Annotated in this window: 11 protein-coding genes; all 11 read left to right on the top strand. The window is 38.1% G+C overall.

Annotated features, from left to right (window positions below):
* Window positions 1-46 precede the first annotated feature (46 nt).
* The 11 genes from HNQ35_RS11350 to HNQ35_RS11300 all read left to right on the top strand — a co-directional run bounded on the left by HNQ35_RS11350 (window position 47) and on the right by HNQ35_RS11300 (window position 17,333).
* Window positions 47-979 carry an ABC transporter permease gene (locus tag HNQ35_RS11350; protein WP_146938428.1) on the top strand — a complete coding sequence of 311 codons (933 nt, stop codon included), beginning with the start codon at window positions 47-49 and terminating at the stop codon, window positions 977-979.
* Window positions 980-981: 2 nt separating this feature from the next.
* Complete coding sequence (locus tag HNQ35_RS11345; RefSeq protein ID WP_146938427.1) at window positions 982-1,938, top strand: ABC transporter permease; 957 nt, start codon at window positions 982-984, stop codon at window positions 1,936-1,938.
* Window positions 1,939-1,945: 7 nt separating this feature from the next.
* Complete coding sequence (locus tag HNQ35_RS11340; RefSeq protein ID WP_146938426.1) at window positions 1,946-2,959, top strand: ABC transporter ATP-binding protein; 1,014 nt, start codon at window positions 1,946-1,948, stop codon at window positions 2,957-2,959.
* A gap of 18 nt (window positions 2,960-2,977) precedes the next feature.
* Entirely contained in the window at window positions 2,978-4,636 is a 1,659-nt protein-coding gene (locus HNQ35_RS11335; RefSeq protein WP_146938425.1) for a peptide ABC transporter substrate-binding protein, read from the top strand.
* An 81-nt stretch (window positions 4,637-4,717) separates the two neighbouring features.
* Window positions 4,718-5,740, top strand: a complete 1,023-nt coding sequence (locus HNQ35_RS11330) for an ABC transporter ATP-binding protein (protein WP_146938424.1) — start codon at window positions 4,718-4,720, stop codon at window positions 5,738-5,740.
* 195 nt (window positions 5,741-5,935) lie between these two features.
* Window positions 5,936-7,003 (top strand): stage II sporulation protein D, encoded by a 1,068-nt coding sequence (spoIID, locus tag HNQ35_RS11325; protein WP_146938423.1) that lies wholly within the window; start codon window positions 5,936-5,938, stop codon window positions 7,001-7,003.
* Between the two features lie 446 nt (window positions 7,004-7,449).
* Complete coding sequence (locus HNQ35_RS11320) at window positions 7,450-9,702, top strand: 5'-nucleotidase C-terminal domain-containing protein (protein WP_246118098.1); 2,253 nt, start codon at window positions 7,450-7,452, stop codon at window positions 9,700-9,702.
* Between the two features lie 75 nt (window positions 9,703-9,777).
* Window positions 9,778-13,617 (top strand): FN3 associated domain-containing protein, encoded by a 3,840-nt coding sequence (locus HNQ35_RS11315; RefSeq protein ID WP_146938421.1) that lies wholly within the window; start codon window positions 9,778-9,780, stop codon window positions 13,615-13,617.
* Window positions 13,618-13,843: 226 nt separating this feature from the next.
* The gene (gene spoIIQ, locus HNQ35_RS11310; protein WP_146938420.1) at window positions 13,844-14,677 is read left to right on the top strand and encodes a stage II sporulation protein SpoIIQ; all 834 of its coding nucleotides are present in this window, start codon (window positions 13,844-13,846) and stop codon (window positions 14,675-14,677) included.
* Between the two features lie 934 nt (window positions 14,678-15,611).
* Window positions 15,612-15,899: a sporulation transcriptional regulator SpoIIID gene (gene spoIIID / locus HNQ35_RS11305; RefSeq protein WP_146938418.1), complete on the top strand. Its 288-nt coding sequence runs from the start codon at window positions 15,612-15,614 to the stop codon at window positions 15,897-15,899.
* A gap of 432 nt (window positions 15,900-16,331) precedes the next feature.
* Complete coding sequence (locus HNQ35_RS11300) at window positions 16,332-17,333, top strand: rod shape-determining protein (RefSeq protein ID WP_146938417.1); 1,002 nt, start codon at window positions 16,332-16,334, stop codon at window positions 17,331-17,333.
* Window positions 17,334-17,339: the final 6 nt, after the last annotated feature.

The following is a 17,339-nucleotide window of genomic DNA, read 5'->3' as shown; positions in this document are numbered from 1 at the left end:
TAATTATAAAAGACAATATATGAACGGCACCATGAGGAGGACGAAAATGTTAAGATATACGTTAAAAAGATTGCTCGTTATGCTTATTACTTTATGGATTATTATTACATTGACATTCGTACTAATGGTTTCAATACCAGGGTCACCATTTAATAGTGAGCAATCATCGAATGAAACGGTTCAAGCAAACTTAGAAAAACATTACAACTTAGACAAACCGTATGTTGTCCAATATTTATTATACATAAAATCGTTAGCGACATTTGACTTTGGTCCATCGATTTCCCAGCCTAACCAAACTGTTAATGATTTACTCGGTCGAGGCTTTCCAATTTCCTTTGAATTAGGGATCGTTACGATTATCGTCGCTGTTATATCGGGAATTATTCTCGGTATATTAGCCGCTTTAAGACATAATGGAATCATTGACTATATCGCAATGGGAATCGCTGTATTAGGCATATCGATTCCGAACTTTATTTTAGCCACATTACTTATTCAAAAATTAGCCGTCGATTGGGAGCTTTTACCTGTTGCCACATGGGCAGGACCAGAGTATATGGTTCTTCCGGTTATTGCACTAGCCACTGGACCGATGGCAATTATAGCACGATTAACACGATCAACCATGCTCGATGTACTTACACAGGACTATATTAAAATGGCTCGTGCAAAAGGCTTATCACCGTGGAAAATTATATTTAAACATGCGTTAAGAAATGCTCTTATGCCTGTTGTGACAATTATGGGAACATTACTGGCAGGCATCTTAACCGGAACATTTGTTATTGAGAAAATATTTGCCATCCCAGGAATGGGGAAATATTTCGTGGAAAGTATTAATCATCGTGACTACCCAGTTATTATGGGCACGACCGTTTTTTATAGTGCCTTTTTAATTATCATGTTATTTCTCGTTGATATCGTCTATGGTCTATTAGATCCGCGTATCAAAGTACATCAAAAGGACGGTGAATAAACATGAACCAATTAAAGAAACAACCAGTTACTGCCACTAACATACCTGATCATTGGTTTAAACAAGTCAAACAAGATGAATCACAAGCCGAAGCTGTATACCGTCCCTCTCTATCATATTGGCAAGACGCATGGCGCCATTTACTGAAAAACAAACTCGCCATGCTCGGATTAGTTTTTTTAATTTTACTAGGTTTTATGGCTATTTTTGGTCCGATTTTTTCACCGTATGAAGTGAATCAAGCAGACTTACCAAATCAGTATCAACCACCATCAAAGAAACATTGGTTTGGCACAGATGCATTAGGACGAGATGTTTTTACAAGAACATGGTTTGGAGCACGTATCTCTTTGTTTGTCGGTTTAATGGCAGCGCTTATTGACGTTGTTATCGGCATTGTGTACGGAGGAATCTCTGGTTATAAAGGTGGCCGTACAGACAATATTATGATGCGTATTATAGAGATTTTATACGGTATACCGTATTTGTTAGTTGTTATTTTATTACTCGTCGTATTAGGGCCTAGCTTAACGACGATTATTATTGCCTTAACAGTAACAGGTTGGGTCGGGATGGCTCGTATCGTAAGAGGTCAAGTTTTACAAATTAAAAACTACGAATTCGTGATGGCATCACAATCATATGGCACGAAGACATCACGTATCATACGGAAACACCTATTACCGAATACGATGGGACCTATTATCGTCCAAATGACCCTAACTGTCCCGTCAGCTATATTCGCCGAAGCATTTCTTAGCTTTTTAGGATTAGGTATTCAAGCACCATATGCAAGCTGGGGTGTAATGGCAAACGACTCATTAGGTGCTATCCTTTCAGGGAATTGGTGGACTTTATTTTTCCCAGCGTTTTTCATATCGTTTACGATGTTTGCATTTAATGTATTAGGTGATGGGCTCCAAGATGCTCTTGACCCGAAATTAAGAAAAAGTAGGTGACACTGAGATGAACAAAGACGAACCCATTTTAAAAGTAAACAACCTCCACGTCACCTTTTCAACTTATGGTGGTACTGTTCAGGCAGTGCGTGGTGTTGATTTTCATTTAAATAAAGGTGAAACATTAGCGATTGTTGGTGAATCAGGTTGTGGTAAAAGCGTGACATCTAATGCAATCATGCGTCTCATTCCTGATCCACCTGGAAAGATTACAGCCGGTAACATTTATTTTAAAGGTGTTGATTTAACAAAACTATCAGAAAAGAAGATGCGCGCAATCCGCGGTGTCGATATATCGATGATTTTTCAAGATCCGATGACAGCACTAAATCCAACGCTAACGATTGGCACACAGCTAACAGAGGGTTTACGTCAACATCAAAAAGTTTCAAAAGAAAAAGCAATTGAAAAAGCGATTGACATAATGGAAGTTGTCGGTATACCAAATCCTAAAGAGCGTTTAAAACAATATCCACATCAATTTAGTGGAGGGATGAGACAGCGCATCGTCATCGCCATGGCTCTTATATGTGAACCAGAATTACTGATTGCTGATGAGCCGACGACGGCACTTGATGTGACCATTCAAGCGCAAATTCTCGAGCTCTTTGAAACGATTCAAAAAGCAACTGGTGTATCAATCATATTAATTACCCATGATTTAGGCGTTGTTGCTAAAATAGCGGATCGCATTGCGGTCATGTACGCTGGCAAAATCATTGAAACGGGTAATAATCGGGATATCTTTTATCAACCACAACATCCTTATACGAAAGGATTACTTAATTCCGTTCCACGACTCGATTTAGCTGGCGAAAAACTTGAGCCTATTGAGGGCACACCACCAGATTTATTCTCACCTCCAAAAGGATGTCCGTTTGCTGCGCGATGTCCATATGTGATGGAGGTGTGTAATAAAGTATTTCCTGTTCAGACGGAATACACCGATTCACATCATGTGAATTGTTGGCTTCAAGATGAACGGGCAAAATCATTATTGGCTACGATAGCCAATGAATAAACAAAGGGGGACAAGTAAATGAAAAAGTGGATACTTCTTTTATTGGCAGTCGTATTAGCACTTGGCTTAGGAGCATGTGCAACATCAACAGACTCTGGCGAAGGAGATAATCCAAAACAGACAGAAGATGGTAAAAAAGATAAGAAAGAAGGAGACAAAGATGACAAAGGGGAAAAGGTTCTCAGGTTAAACAACGGGACAGAACCAAAGTCATTAGATCCGTCCATCGGATTTGACTCTGTCTCTTGGACACCATTGAACAACCTAATGGAAGGTTTAACCCGACTTGATGAAAACTCTCAGCCACAAGCAGCAACAGCAGAGAAATGGGATATATCAGAAGATGGTAAAACATATACTTTCTATATCCGTGAAGATGCGAAATGGTCAAACGGTGATCCAGTTGTAGCAGAAGACTTTGTCTATGCATGGAAGTATATGTTAGATCCTGATACAGCTTCACCAGCAGCATTTTTAGCTTACTTTATAGAAGGGGCTGAAGAATATAATAGTGGTGATGGGTCTGTTGATGATGTGAAAGTAAGTGCAAAAGACGAGAAAACATTAGAAGTCGTATTAACTGCACCGACAGGATTTTTCTTAGACTTATTAACGAACCCAGCATTCTTCCCAATTAATCATAAAGTAGCTGAAGACAATCCAAAATGGCATGCCGAAGCAGATACCTTTGTTTCAAATGGACCATTTGCATTTGAGTCATGGAAACATGAAGAGGAAATGGTGTTTGTAAAAAACGAACATTACTGGGATAAAGATGTTGTGAAATTAGATAAAGTGCACTGGGCAATGGTAAATGATGAGAATACGCCTTATCAAATGTTTGTCAGTGGAGAATTAGATGTAACAGGGATACCAGCAGAACTATCTGATGAGTTAATTGATGGTGATAACGTCTATATCGGTGATCAAGGTGGATTGGAGTTCTATCGTTTTAACATCACTAAAGAACCATTTCAAAACAAAAAAATTCGCCAAGCATTTTCATATGCCGTAAATCGAGATGAGATTGCAGAATTCGTTGTGAAAAACGGTGTCAAACCAGCTTATGGTTTTGTCTCACCAGGTTTTATCGGTCCAGATGGAAAAGACTTCCGTGAAGGAAATGGTGATCTCGTCACCTTTGATCCAGATAAAGCGAAAGAATTATTAGAAGAAGGTATGAAAGAAGAAGGTTATGATAAATTACCAGAAATTACATTAAGCTACAATACAAGTGATACGAATAAAGCCGTCGCTGAAACCGTACAAAATATGCTTAGCGAACATTTAGATGTCGAAGTTAAGTTAGAGAACCAAGAATGGAATGTATTCTCAGAGGCGCAAATGAATTTAGAATTACAATTTTCAAGAAGTTCATTTATAAACGACTATAGTGACCCTGTAAACTTCCTAGAAAGCTTTGTTACCGACTCCTACATGAACAGAACAGGTTTTTCTAGCAAAGAATACGATGAACTGATTAAAAAAGGAAAAACAGAAGTCGATGAAGAGAAACGTTGGGAGTATTTACAAGAAGCTGAAAGAATGCTTGCCGATGAAATGATTGCAATGCCAATTCGTTATTATAATATCGTTGCATTAGAAGCTGACGGTGTCACAGGGTTGCTTCGCCATCCAGTAGGCTATCTTGACTTAAAATATGCCGATAAAAATTAATATAAAAAAACAAGGAATTGTCTATTAAGACAATTGCCTTGTTTTCATTTTTAGAAATCATGACAGAATAGGTGAATCGTTATGTTCGAGGACAAAGAGAGAAAAAAAATTTTACAAGTGCATCATGTAAAAAAATACTTCCCAATGGACCGAGGCAAACAATTAAAAGCTGTTGATGATGTGACATTTCACGTATATAAAGGTGAAACATTCGGTTTAGTAGGAGAATCAGGTTGCGGAAAATCAACCATTGGCCGAACAATTATGGGGTTATACAATAAAACAGCTGGTGAAGTCATTTTTAAAGGAAGAGATGTGCATGCACTAACTGAGAGAGAAAAACATGCATTTTATCGTGAAATGCAAATGATTTTTCAAGATCCATATGCATCACTAAATCCGCGGTTAACTGTACGTGAAATTATTTCAGAACCAATGGAAGTTCACCGGTTGTTTCCTAATAAACGTAAACAAAACGCGCGCGTAGATGAGCTGCTTGAAGAAGTCGGTTTAAATCGTGATCATGCGAATCGCTACCCTCATGAATTTAGTGGTGGACAGCGTCAACGTATTGGGATTGCTCGTGCTTTAGCCTTAGATCCAGAATTTATTATCGCTGATGAACCGATTTCTGCTTTAGATGTATCGGTACAAGCACAAGTCGTGAATCTACTTAAAACATTACAGACAGAAAAAGGACTCACATTTTTGTTTATCGCTCATGACTTGTCAATGGTTAAACATATTTCAGATCGAATTGGTGTTATGTATCTTGGGCATCTTGTTGAATTAACTGAGAGCGATACGTTATACGACGATCCACTACATCCGTATACGAAGGCCCTTTTATCAGCTATACCAATACCTGATCCAGATATTGAAGAGAAACGCGAGCGTATTATTCTTAAAGGAGAATTACCGAGTCCAATTGATCCACCAAGTGGGTGTGTATTTCGTACACGCTGCCCAGTTGCGATGGATATTTGTGCAAGAAAAACACCGACATGGCAAGAGGCAAAGCCTGACCATTTTGTCGCTTGTCACCTTTACAATGAAAACGGACCAAAAGTAAACATTCAAGGTCACAACAAAGTAGAAGTATAATTGTTATAAATAATAGGTGTAGCGATAAGCGTCTGATGAAAAAAACATCAGGCGCTTTTTTAACTTTTTATCTATTTAAAAAGCGAAGAATCTAAGAAAACAGTTCTATTAAATTTCTTACGTGTATACATTAAATAGTAAAGATGATAGAGCAACAATCACCAAATGAAAAATCGAAGCAGAGAGGAGAATATCATGAGACAGTGGTCTATAGCAAAAAAGTCGAAGAAAATTCGCAATCTACGTCCGAAGCGAAATCGTTTGTTTACAATCACACCAATCCTTGTCTTCTTATGTATTTTTACGACCGTAACCATCATTCCGACACTTATCGTCATACCAACAAAATCAGATGAACAATTAAAACCAGCAAAGGAAGAAATCGAGATAAAATCAAAGCAAGATAGTCAGTCAGATGCTATCACAGTGTCTGTCATGCGCAAGCAAACAAACGATATTGAAGATATCCCGTTAGAAACATATGTCTCATATGTCGTTGCAAGTGAAATGCCTGCAGAATTCGAACTCGAAGCACTAAAAGCTCAATCACTGACAGCAAGAACATATATCGTTACGCAAATGCTACATAACAAATCGGAAGCCGACGTAACGGACACGACATCAGACCAAGTGTATCAAAATGAAACAGAACTGCGTAAACGATGGGGTGATACTTACCATGAAAAAATGAGCAAAATCCATAAAGCTGTCCAAGCTACAAAAGGAGAAATCTTAACGTATAATGAAACACCAATTTTTCCTGCTTATTTTTCAACAAGTAATGGTTACACCGAGAATTCCGAAGATTACTGGGAAAATAAACTTCCATATTTAAGAAGTGTTAAAAGCCCGTGGGATAAAGAGTCTCCCAAATTTTTAGATCAAAAAACACTCTCAATTCAAGAAGTGTCTCAACTACTAAACATTCCTCTTCAACCAGGAACAACAATTCCGATTGAATTAACTAGAACAAAGAGTGAGCGTGTTAAAAACTTAAAGATAGGGGATCAAACATTGACAGGACGAGATGTTCGTGAACGACTAGACTTAAGATCAAACGATTTCACAGTGACACAAAAAGGTGACTATCTCATATTTAAAACAAAAGGATACGGCCATGGCGTCGGGATGAGTCAATATGGAGCAAATGGTATGGCAAAGGAAGGAAAAACATACGATGAGATCGTTAAATATTACTATAAAGATGTCGAAATCAGTTTAATTGATGAAACAGCTCCCACCCTCTTAACAAAAAATAATTAATCGTTCATCGTGGTTGAAACAACAAATAAGCGTCTCCTGTTAAGAAAACAGTGTCATGCTTCACTACTTAACTTGTTTTAAACTGTAACTTTAACATCAGTAATAAGAAAGACCGATATATAAGTAGAAAAACAAGCAAAGATACTTATTTTTACAAAGTAAAAGAGTATGAAATGAAGTGTATAAATCTTGATTTCATGCTCTTTTTAACTTGTATTGAGTTATAGCTAATCATGTCGTTATTTCCTAATTTCAAATGAGTCCATAGACCTAGTGTAATAGTGCCATTATTTATAATCATATAAAAAGAGTAACAATAACCTTGAAATATAAGAGTAGTCATGATAATTTTAAGAAAGTTAACGAAGGTTTTACATTTTGTTGACTTTTGCTTAACACAGCTTTGCTACAATCATTTAGAGAACAAAATAAAAGGAGGAAGTTTCTTGAGGAAGAATAGAATTTATCAAGTATCTATGAATCTATTATTGTCTCTCTTACTTATCGTATCATTCATGCCTCTTCATGCTTTAGCTGAAGAAAGTGGAGCAAATCATTTTGATTTAACGGTCATGCATATGAATGATACACATGCACATGTTGACAAATATCCACAAATGTTAACAGCGATTAAAGAAGTTCGCGCTGAGAAGGACAATACACTTCTCTTACATGCGGGAGATGTTTTTTCAGGAACACTTTATTTTAATGAATTCAAAGGCGAAGCAGATTTAAAATTAATGAATTTAATGGATTTTGATGCGATGGTCTATGGAAACCATGAATTTGATCGTGGTTCAAGCGAAGGTGGCCATGAATCGTTGTCAAAATTTGTATCCGGAGCAAACTTCCCATTAATCGGGACCAATATCGATTTTTCTAAAGACCCTTTTATGGCGGGATTAGTTGTTCATCCAGGAGAGTTTGTCGAAAATCCTGAAGGGGGCAAGTCATATCATAGTATCGTTAAAGAAGTAGGCGGAGAAAAGATTGGTATTCTCGGCTTAACGACAGAAGATACACCTGCTATTTCCAGTGCCGTACAAGTTGAATTTCTCAACTATATCAAAGAAGCAGAAAAGGCTGTGAAGCAATTTCAAGATGCTGGAATTAATAAAATTATTGCCTTAACACATTTAGGTTATGACAGTAATCCGGCCGTTGGAAATGATTTAGTCCTTGCAGAGCAAGTTGCGGGCATTGACATTATTGTTGGCGGCCATTCGCATACAAAGCTTGATGAACCAACTGTTGTAGAAGGTAAAGAACCGACTGTAATCGTTCAAGCTGGACAATACGCAGAGCACTTAGGAAAACTAGATGTGACATTTGATGAAAACGGTGTCATTACAGAATATGCTGGTCAATTAATAGCGACTGGAGATAAAGCGGCTGATCCAGAAGCTGCTGAAGTATTAAAGGAATTCAGTGCACAAATAGAAGAGAAGATGAACGCTGAAAGTGGAGCAGTCGCACTTAAAGATTTACCAAATCCACGTCAGGACAAGCCAGGTGATGATAGTGTTCGTGCAAATGAAACAGAGCTTGGTAATTTAGTGACTGATGCGATGTTAGCAAAAGCACAGGAAAAATTCCCTGAAACAGTGATTGCTCTGCAAAATGGTGGCGGCATTCGTGCACCAATTCAAAAAGGACCAATTACGATTGGTGAAATCATCAGTGTCCTTCCATTCGGAAATGATCCAGTTGTCGTTACATTGACAGGTAGCGAGTTAAAAGAAGTTTTAGAACATAGTGTTCGTCTTGCACCAGCGGAAAACGGAGGCTTTCTACACGTATCAGGCATGCGCTTTAAATATGATAGTACACAAGAAGCTGGTAGCCGTGTGCTAGTTATGGAAGTAAAAGAAGGCGACACATACGTACCGATTGAAGAGAATAAAGAATATACGATTACGACGAATCAATTTACAGCGATGGGCGGCGACGACTACGATACATTTAGAAAGGCTTATGCTGAAGGTCGTGTAACAAACATTGGCGAAATCGATTGGGAGCAACTAATGAACTATATGATTGAAGAGGAATATTTAAATGGAAAAGTTGATCCTGTTCGTGAAGGGCGTATTATCGACATTGCTCGTGACGAAATCGTCTGGGGTCAAGTCGCACCAATTGAAATCTCACCAGATGAAACAGAAGTTGAGATTGGAACTAAAGTAGAGTTAACGACAGCTACAAAAGATGCAACGATATATTATACATTGAACGGTTCAGAACCATCGGAAACAAATGGTTATCTCTATGATGGTCCGATTGAGATTAAACATGATATAACGATTAAAGCAATTGCACTAAAACATGGCTACTTACCAAGTGATGTTGCTGAATTTTCATTGACAATCAAGCAAGAGACAGAAGAACCAACAGATCCAAGTGATGATGATAATAATAATGACGACAACAAAGGCGATAACAACGCTAAAGATAAAGACGATGGATCTGACAACGGAAAGAATGTTGACGATCAAGGTGATGGTAGCGGAACAAATGACAAAAATGACAACACAAATGATCCGAAACCTTCAACGAACGACAAGAACAAAACAAACGATGGAACAGGTGGAAATAAACTACCAAACACTGCAACACAAATGTATCAATTCATGCTTTATGGCGCGATATTACTAATCATTGGTGCCAGCATCGTTATTTATCGCAAATTTAAAACGAACTAAAAAAATAAACAAGGCCTTTTATGCCAATCGTATAAAAGGCCTTTTTTTCTAAATCATTCAAAAGGAGAAACGCGCATGCGAAAAATGACAATCCGTAGACGACAGCAGAAATTGCTCGCTTACATATCAATCATCGTACTATTCATTTCTAATTTAGCATTTGCTTTACCGACACAAGCAAATGAAGAAGTTATTTCTGTAGAAGAAGCAATTGCTCATAATACTGGTACAAAAACAGTCGAAGGTTATGTTGTTGGCTTTATTAAGAGTAAGGACAATGTTACGAATGATCCATCTGAATTTACAGGCGATACAAACATGGCCATCGCCTCAAGCCCAACAGAAACGAATCTTGATAACATGTTATTTGTCCAAATAGCAAAAAATTTCCGGGAAGAATTTGGTCTAAAGTCCAATCCTGATAACATTGGGAAAAAGGTACATGTAACAGGTAATCTAGAACCATATTTTACTAAACCGGGATTAAAGTCCCCATCAGCAATGATTTTTGTTCATGATACAGAAGCACCAGATCCAGGTGAAGAACTAGACTTAAAGACGATTAAAGAAGCACGAGACCAACAGATAGGTGATGTAAAAGTAAAAGGTGTCGTGACAGCTAAGCTTAAAAATACGATCCATATTCAAGACGATACAGCTGCATTAGCTATCCGGCCACCGAACTTAGATGTTGATATTGGTGATGAAGTTACTGTTTCGGGCACATTACAAGATTATCGCAATCTTTTACAGTTAAACGACACAACCATTGTAGAAAAGCATGGTAAACAAACGATTACACCGATAACCGTAACAGGTGAAGCAGTTAATCAAGAGGAGAATGAATCAAAACTCGTTACAGTAAAGAATGTCACATTAACTTCAGATCAACAAGGTAACGGTTGGGTTAATTATGAGGCGACAGATGGAACAGAATTCATTGTAAGAGATGAACATGACAATCTTGGTTTAGAAATCGGAACAACGTATGATGCTATCACAGGTATTATTACGCAATTTGACGACATATATCAGATTATTCCACGCAATCGACAAGATATTATTCAAGACGTTACACGCGTACAGCCGGTTTATGCGACACCAAGCCAAGGAGAAGTTCCAATTGGAACAGAAGTTGCATTGAAATCTAATACTGAAGGAGCACAGATCTATTACACATTAGATGGAACAGAACCATCGGAAACAAATGGTGAAGTATACGAACAGCCAATTGAAATAACAGAAGATACAACGATTAAAGCCATTGCCGTTAAAGAAGAAAAAAAGCCAAGCGAAATAACAACTTTTGTCTATACAGTCTATAATCCAGATAAAACATTACAAATCCATGATATTCAAGGTGATGGTCATGAGTCTCCTCTAAAAGGAACCGTTGTTACAGATATAGAGGGAATCGTTACTTATACGTATAATATTCGCGGCTCTCATTACTTCCATTTGCAAGCTGAGGAAGAAAATTATGATGATAATCCCCATACATCAGAAGCTATTATTGTTTATACGGGGAGAAAAGAGAATATTGAAGTTGGTGACCGTGTAATCGTCGAAGGTAAAGTTGATGAGTACTATATTGACGGTTACGATGATCGCCAACAAACTGATTTATCAGTGACACAAATTAATGCTCGTGATGACCGTGGCGGAAGTATCCAAGTAATCGAAAATAATGTCGAGTTACCAGCACCCGAAACGATAACATCGTCTGATATACCAGATAGAATCATCGGTCCAGACGGTTTCAACACATTTGACCCTGAATTAAACGCCATTGATTTTTGGGAAAGCTTAGAAGGGATGCGAGTTGAAGTCGCACCGTCTAAAGCGATTGCACCACAACAACACGGCGATCTTGTCGTTGTAACTGAAGAATATCAAACAGATACGATTCATGGTGGCATCCGTTTAAAAGAAGAAGCCAATGCTCAATTTATTCAATTTAAGTTACAACCGAATGTGCTAGCACGTGGGTTAAAAGTAAAAACAGGTGATATATTAACCGAATCAGTCACCGGGGTAGTTAATTATGGTTTCCAAAATTATAAAGTTTACGCTGACTTAGATGATGTAGAAGCCATTTTACAAGAAGGCAAAACCGAACCAAAACAAACCAATATTAAAAAAGACGATAATAAACTAACCATTGCCAGTTATAACGTTGAAAACTTCTCAGCTAATACGCAAGAAACATCACATGAGAAGGCTAGAAATATTGCAAGAGCGATTGTTCAGGATATGCAATCACCAGACATTATTGGTTTAACTGAAATCCAAGATAATAATGGAACAGAAGCAGGACCAGAAAACGCAGATGCATCCAAAACATATGAAAGACTTATTGATGTGATTCAGGAAGCAGGTGGTCCAACATATGACTATGTCAATATTGATCCAGCCTATAATGAAGACGGTGGCGCACCGAATAGTAATATTCGAGTCGGATTTATTTATAATCCAGACCGCGTCTCATTAAAAGAAGGACCAGCAGGAACGGCAACAGATGCTGTCACATACGAAAATGGTAAGCTATCAATAAACCCAGGCCGCATCAGTCCAACAAATGAGGCTTTTGAAAATTCGCGAAAACCACTCGCCGCTCAATTTGAATTTGCTGGTGAAAGTGTTGTTGTGATTGCTAATCATTTAAATTCTAAGCGTGGTGACCAACCATTATTCGGAAAACATCAGCCACCACAATTAAAGAGTGAAGCACAAAGGATGAAACAAGCAGCATTAATTAATGATTTTATTAAGGAAATTAAAGCGGACAATCCAGAAGAAAATGTTATCGTTTTAGGCGATATGAATGACTTTGAGTTTTCTAATCCGTTACAAACGTTAAAAGGTGAAGAATTAACCAATCTAATAGATATCGTTCCAGAAAATGAGCGCTATACGTACATTTTCCAAGGAAATTCACAAGTGTTAGACCATATTCTCGTTTCCAACCATCTTGTTGATCAATCAGAAGTAGATATTTTACACATCAACGCAGACTTCACACCGATGCATGGTCGAGCAAGTGACCATGAGCCTGTTTTAGCACAAATAGATTTAACAACAAATGTAGATTCTGAACCGTCAGAACAAGTCGCACCGGTTAAATCATCACATGAACCAGGCGTAGTTAATTCAGGAACTGAAATTGAACTATCAACAGAAACAGAAGATGCTCTGATATATTACACGACAGATGGAAGCGAACCAACAGAGGAAAACGGCACACTCTATGACGAGCCATTGATCATTACTGAAGATATAGTTATTAAAGCGGTTGCTATGAAAGATGGATTTTTACCGAGTGATGTTGCTACATTTAACTATACAGTGAAAGAAGAGCAAACAGGTTCACTTATTATTCGGCATATCGAAATAGATGAAACTGGTAAAGAAGTAGAAGAGCTTTTAGTCATGAAGCAAACAGATTTAAAAGTAGGCGAGACATACGTTACAGAACCATTAGAACTGGATGGTTATTCATTAGTTGAAATAGATGGTGAACCAACAGGTACAATGATAGCCGGCACTATAACGGTCACTTATAAATATGTTAAAGATGATAAACGACAAGATGATAGTGATCAGGAAGCGAAACCAGTCCCACCAGAGCATAAAGACAAAAATAAAGGTAAAGATCAAGACAAGAATAAAGATAAAGACCATAAAAATAAAGACAGGAATAAAGATAAAGATCATAAAAATAAGCATAAAGGTAAACAAGAAGGACCACACAATAAGAACAAGCATACCAATGATCAGGCAGAACTCAAAGGAAAAGGTCAAAATGGTAAACCATTACCAAACACGTCTACTCATACGTATCATTTCTTATTCATCGGTGGAACTCTTATCTTAGTCGGTTCAACATTTGTTATTTATAGACGCCGTGACGCTTAAGTAAGCAAGCTTGTAGGAGTTATATTTTCCTACAAGCTTGTTTTTTTAATGACTAAAACTACTATGTCATCTCCTAGTAATCTATAGGTGATTTTTTTATAAAAATTTCGTACCATCAGCGACAATGCGCCATTTTACAATAAAAATTATGAAAATGACAAAAAAATCAATGATAGAGGTATAGTTTATAAGTTTTCTGAACAGAATGGTTGCTGAGGTGATAAAGATGAAAGAAGAAAATAAAGGTACTCCTAAAAATGCATGGAGTCGCCTGTATCGTAAGAAGTGGTTTTTCCCAGCGCTTTATCTCGGTGCTGCAGCCCTTCTGTTAACAATTGTAATTTGGTTTCAAGGTGGAGATAAACAACAAGAAGCAGAAGGTGATCTTTATAAGCCAAATGAACATCAGCAAGAAGCAGTACCTGTCGTCGAACAAGATGAAGTTATTAGAATGCCGGTCAAAGATGGTACAACAGTAGAAATCGCTACAAAATTTTATGATTATGACGCCGACCAAAAAGATCGACTAGCTGCATTAGTTTACCACAATAGTCGCTATTATCAAAGTACGGGTATTGACCTTGTTTCAGATGATGGCGAAACATTTGAAGTCATTGCTGCGTTAAGCGGAACAGTATCTGAAGTTAAAGAAGATCCGCTACTTGGTAATATCGTGAGTCTAGATCACGGAAATGATGTCACAACTTATTATGCAAGTCTCGCTGATGTTGATGTTCAAATCGGAGATAAGATGAAACAAGGTGATGTCATCGGTACAGCAGGGAAAAACTTATTCGGAAAAGAACATGGTAATCACGTCCATTTTGAATTACGAAAGAACGATAAAGAAGTTAACCCAGAACTTTATTTTAATCAACCTGTTAGCAAGCTAGATGAGATTGTTCAAAAGGACGATGAAGAAGCGCCGTCTGATGCAGAAGAAAATGGCGACAATTCTGTAGACGACAACGAAGATGAGCCATCAAACGAAGACCAAACAGATGAAACGCCAGAAACCGATACAGAAGAGACAGAGAATATAGAAAATCAAGATCAATAATATGATGAACAAATCCCGAATCCACTTATGTGATTCGGGATTTTTTTAAAAATCGCGCAACCCTGGGCCAGAATCGCGCAACCCTGGGCCAGAATCGCGCAACCCCAGGCCAGAATCGCGCGACCCCGAGCGAAAATCGCGCAACCCCGAGCGAAAATCGCGCAACCCCGAGCGAAAATCGCGCAACCTAGGGCCCAAATCGCGCAACCCTGGGCCAGAATCGCGCAATCCCGGGCTAAAATCGCGCGACCCCAGGCTAAAATCGCGCAATCCCAGGCCAAAATCGCGCAATCCCGGGCTAAAATCGCGCGACCCTGGGTCAAAATCGCGCGACCCCAGGCCAAAATCGCGCAATCCCGGGCCATAATCGCGCAACCCCAGGCCAGAATCGCGCGACCCCGAGCGAAAATCGCGCAACCCCGAGCGAAAATCGCGCAACCCCAGGCCAGAATCGCGCGACCTCGTGCCATAATCGCGCGACCTTTTTTTAAATTAAAGTGCCACCCCGAGAACCACGCACACTCTTATAAAAGCAAAGTCTTCAAATTCCTAAACAAAAATTGCTCCATTAGAAAAATTAATCATAATCTTAGATAGCTAATAATAAAATATTACAAACCAAGTACACGATCATCATCTGAGGTGAAGCTGGTGTGGCTATATGTGATAAGTAAATTTTTATTCATTGAGATACATATGACAATCACTTTTAGCATTCATAGCATGTTTTTCTTTTATTTACTCATGGTGTTGATTTAACACATAAAAAAATGCCTTGTAAAGTAGTCACAAAGTAAATTTGCTCCTAAATTAATGTTAAAAGCCACCACGTTGCATGATTTATGAAAAAAGAGATATTTAAAAAATAGCATGATTAATAACCTTGTCTCACTCCACACCTCAGAATTAATGACATCATAGGGAGGAGAACGGTGTGCATGATTACATCAAAGAAAGGACGCTTCGAATTGGCTTTTATTATGTGGAGACGAGGAAGACAGTCCGAAAAATAGCGAAAGAATTTGGTGTGTCTAAAAGCACAGTTCATAAGGATTTAACAGAGCGATTACCTGAAATAAATCCTGAGCTTGCAGCAAAAGTAAAAGAGATTTTAGAATATCACAAATCCATTCGACATCTTAGAGGAGGTGAAGCGACACGACAAAAATACAAACAAAAATCATTAAAAAAGCAACAAGAAAAAGAAGCGACATCACAGTAATGACCTAAAATAACCTTTTCTCCTGATCATCAAAATGAATCATTCTATTTATCTTGCTTGTAGGAAGTCACTTTCTTACAAGCTTTTTCAATTTGATAAGACCCAATAACTTAGCATGTCTTTTACAATCGTCTGGTAAACTGCCACAAGTGAGCAAAGTAAATCCATTACCATCAGGCGACATTCGACACGTATAAATATCTACTGGCTTATAACAAACAATTAATAGACGTTTATTCCTATCCTTTATATGCATATAGTTAAAAAAACCTAAGAAAAACGTCATACAAATAGTCATTCGACATATCTTTACAAAATCATAAAAGTTTCTTTAAGATTATACACTTAATTGTTTCAATTTGTGGTAAAATATGATATTAGTTGCATATATAATTTACAGGCGAAATGAAGAATATTAGGAGGAACCAGACGATGTTTTCGCGAGATATCGGAATTGACCTTGGAACGGCCAATGTGTTAATTCATGTTAAAGGAAAAGGAATTGTTTTAAACGAGCCTGCAGTCGTGGCTATGGATCGAACGACTGGAAAAGTTTTAGAAGTGGGCGAAGAAGCACGTCGCATGGTAGGGCGTACGCCTGGAAATATCGAAGCGATTCGCCCTTTGAAGAATGGTGTTATTGCCGATTTTGACGTCACAGAAGCGATGCTAAAACATTTTATTAACAAAATAAAAGTACGCGGATTTCTATCCAAACCACGGATGCTTATTTGTTGTCCGACAAATATTACAAAAGTAGAACAAAAAGCGATTAAAGAAGCAGCCCAAAAATCCGGTGGTAAAAAAGTATATTTAGAAGAAGAGCCGAAAGTCGCTGCCATCGGTGCGGGGATGGAAATCTTCCAACCGAGTGGTAATATGGTCATTGATATCGGTGGTGGAACGACTGATGTTGCCGTCTTATCAATGGGGGACATTGTGACATCTGAATCGATTAAAATGGCCGGAGATACGATTGATCAAGATATTCTTCAATACATAAAAAAAGAATACAACTTGCTTATTGGAGAACGTACAGCAGAAGATATCAAGATCAATGTCGCTACTGTATTTCCAGAAGGAAGAGATGAAAGCATGGATATTCGCGGTCGCGACTTAGTAACTGGATTACCACGAACGATAACCATTCATTCTAAAGAAATAGAACAATCCTTACGAGAATCGGTCTCTGTCATCGTCCACGCAGCCAAGTCAGTACTCGAACGGACGCCACCTGAATTATCAGCTGACATTATTGATCGCGGTGTCATTTTAACTGGTGGTGGCGCACTCATTCATGGCATTGACCAATTACTAGCAGAGCAGTTAAAAGTTCCTGTCTTTATTGCAGAAGAACCGAAAAATTGTGTCGCTAAAGGAACTGGTATGATGCTAGCCAATATTGATAAGATAGAACGGAGAAAAATTATTTAACGATAG

Origin of the sequence: Cerasibacillus quisquiliarum, assembly GCF_014202495.1 — a bacterium.
Taxonomy (GTDB): Bacteria; Bacillota; Bacilli; order Bacillales; family Amphibacillaceae; genus Cerasibacillus; species Cerasibacillus quisquiliarum.
This window is presented reverse-complemented; position numbering and strand designations above follow the sequence as displayed.

Bases quoted from the DNA above. Each gene is read 5' to 3' on its own strand.
- HNQ35_RS11315 (WP_146938421.1), top strand. From the start codon at position 9,778: ATGCGAAAAATGACAATCCGTAGACGACAGCAGAAATTGCTCGCTTAC.
- HNQ35_RS11340 (WP_146938426.1), top strand. From the start codon at position 1,946: ATGAACAAAGACGAACCCATTTTAAAAGTAAACAACCTCCACGTCACC.
- spoIID (WP_146938423.1), top strand. From the start codon at position 5,936: ATGAGACAGTGGTCTATAGCAAAAAAGTCGAAGAAAATTCGCAATCTA.
- HNQ35_RS11300 (WP_146938417.1), top strand. From the start codon at position 16,332: ATGTTTTCGCGAGATATCGGAATTGACCTTGGAACGGCCAATGTGTTA.
- HNQ35_RS11350 (WP_146938428.1), top strand. From the start codon at position 47: ATGTTAAGATATACGTTAAAAAGATTGCTCGTTATGCTTATTACTTTA.
- HNQ35_RS11335 (WP_146938425.1), top strand. From the start codon at position 2,978: ATGAAAAAGTGGATACTTCTTTTATTGGCAGTCGTATTAGCACTTGGC.
- HNQ35_RS11345 (WP_146938427.1), top strand. From the start codon at position 982: ATGAACCAATTAAAGAAACAACCAGTTACTGCCACTAACATACCTGAT.
- HNQ35_RS11330 (WP_146938424.1), top strand. From the start codon at position 4,718: ATGTTCGAGGACAAAGAGAGAAAAAAAATTTTACAAGTGCATCATGTA.
- spoIIQ (WP_146938420.1), top strand. From the start codon at position 13,844: ATGAAAGAAGAAAATAAAGGTACTCCTAAAAATGCATGGAGTCGCCTG.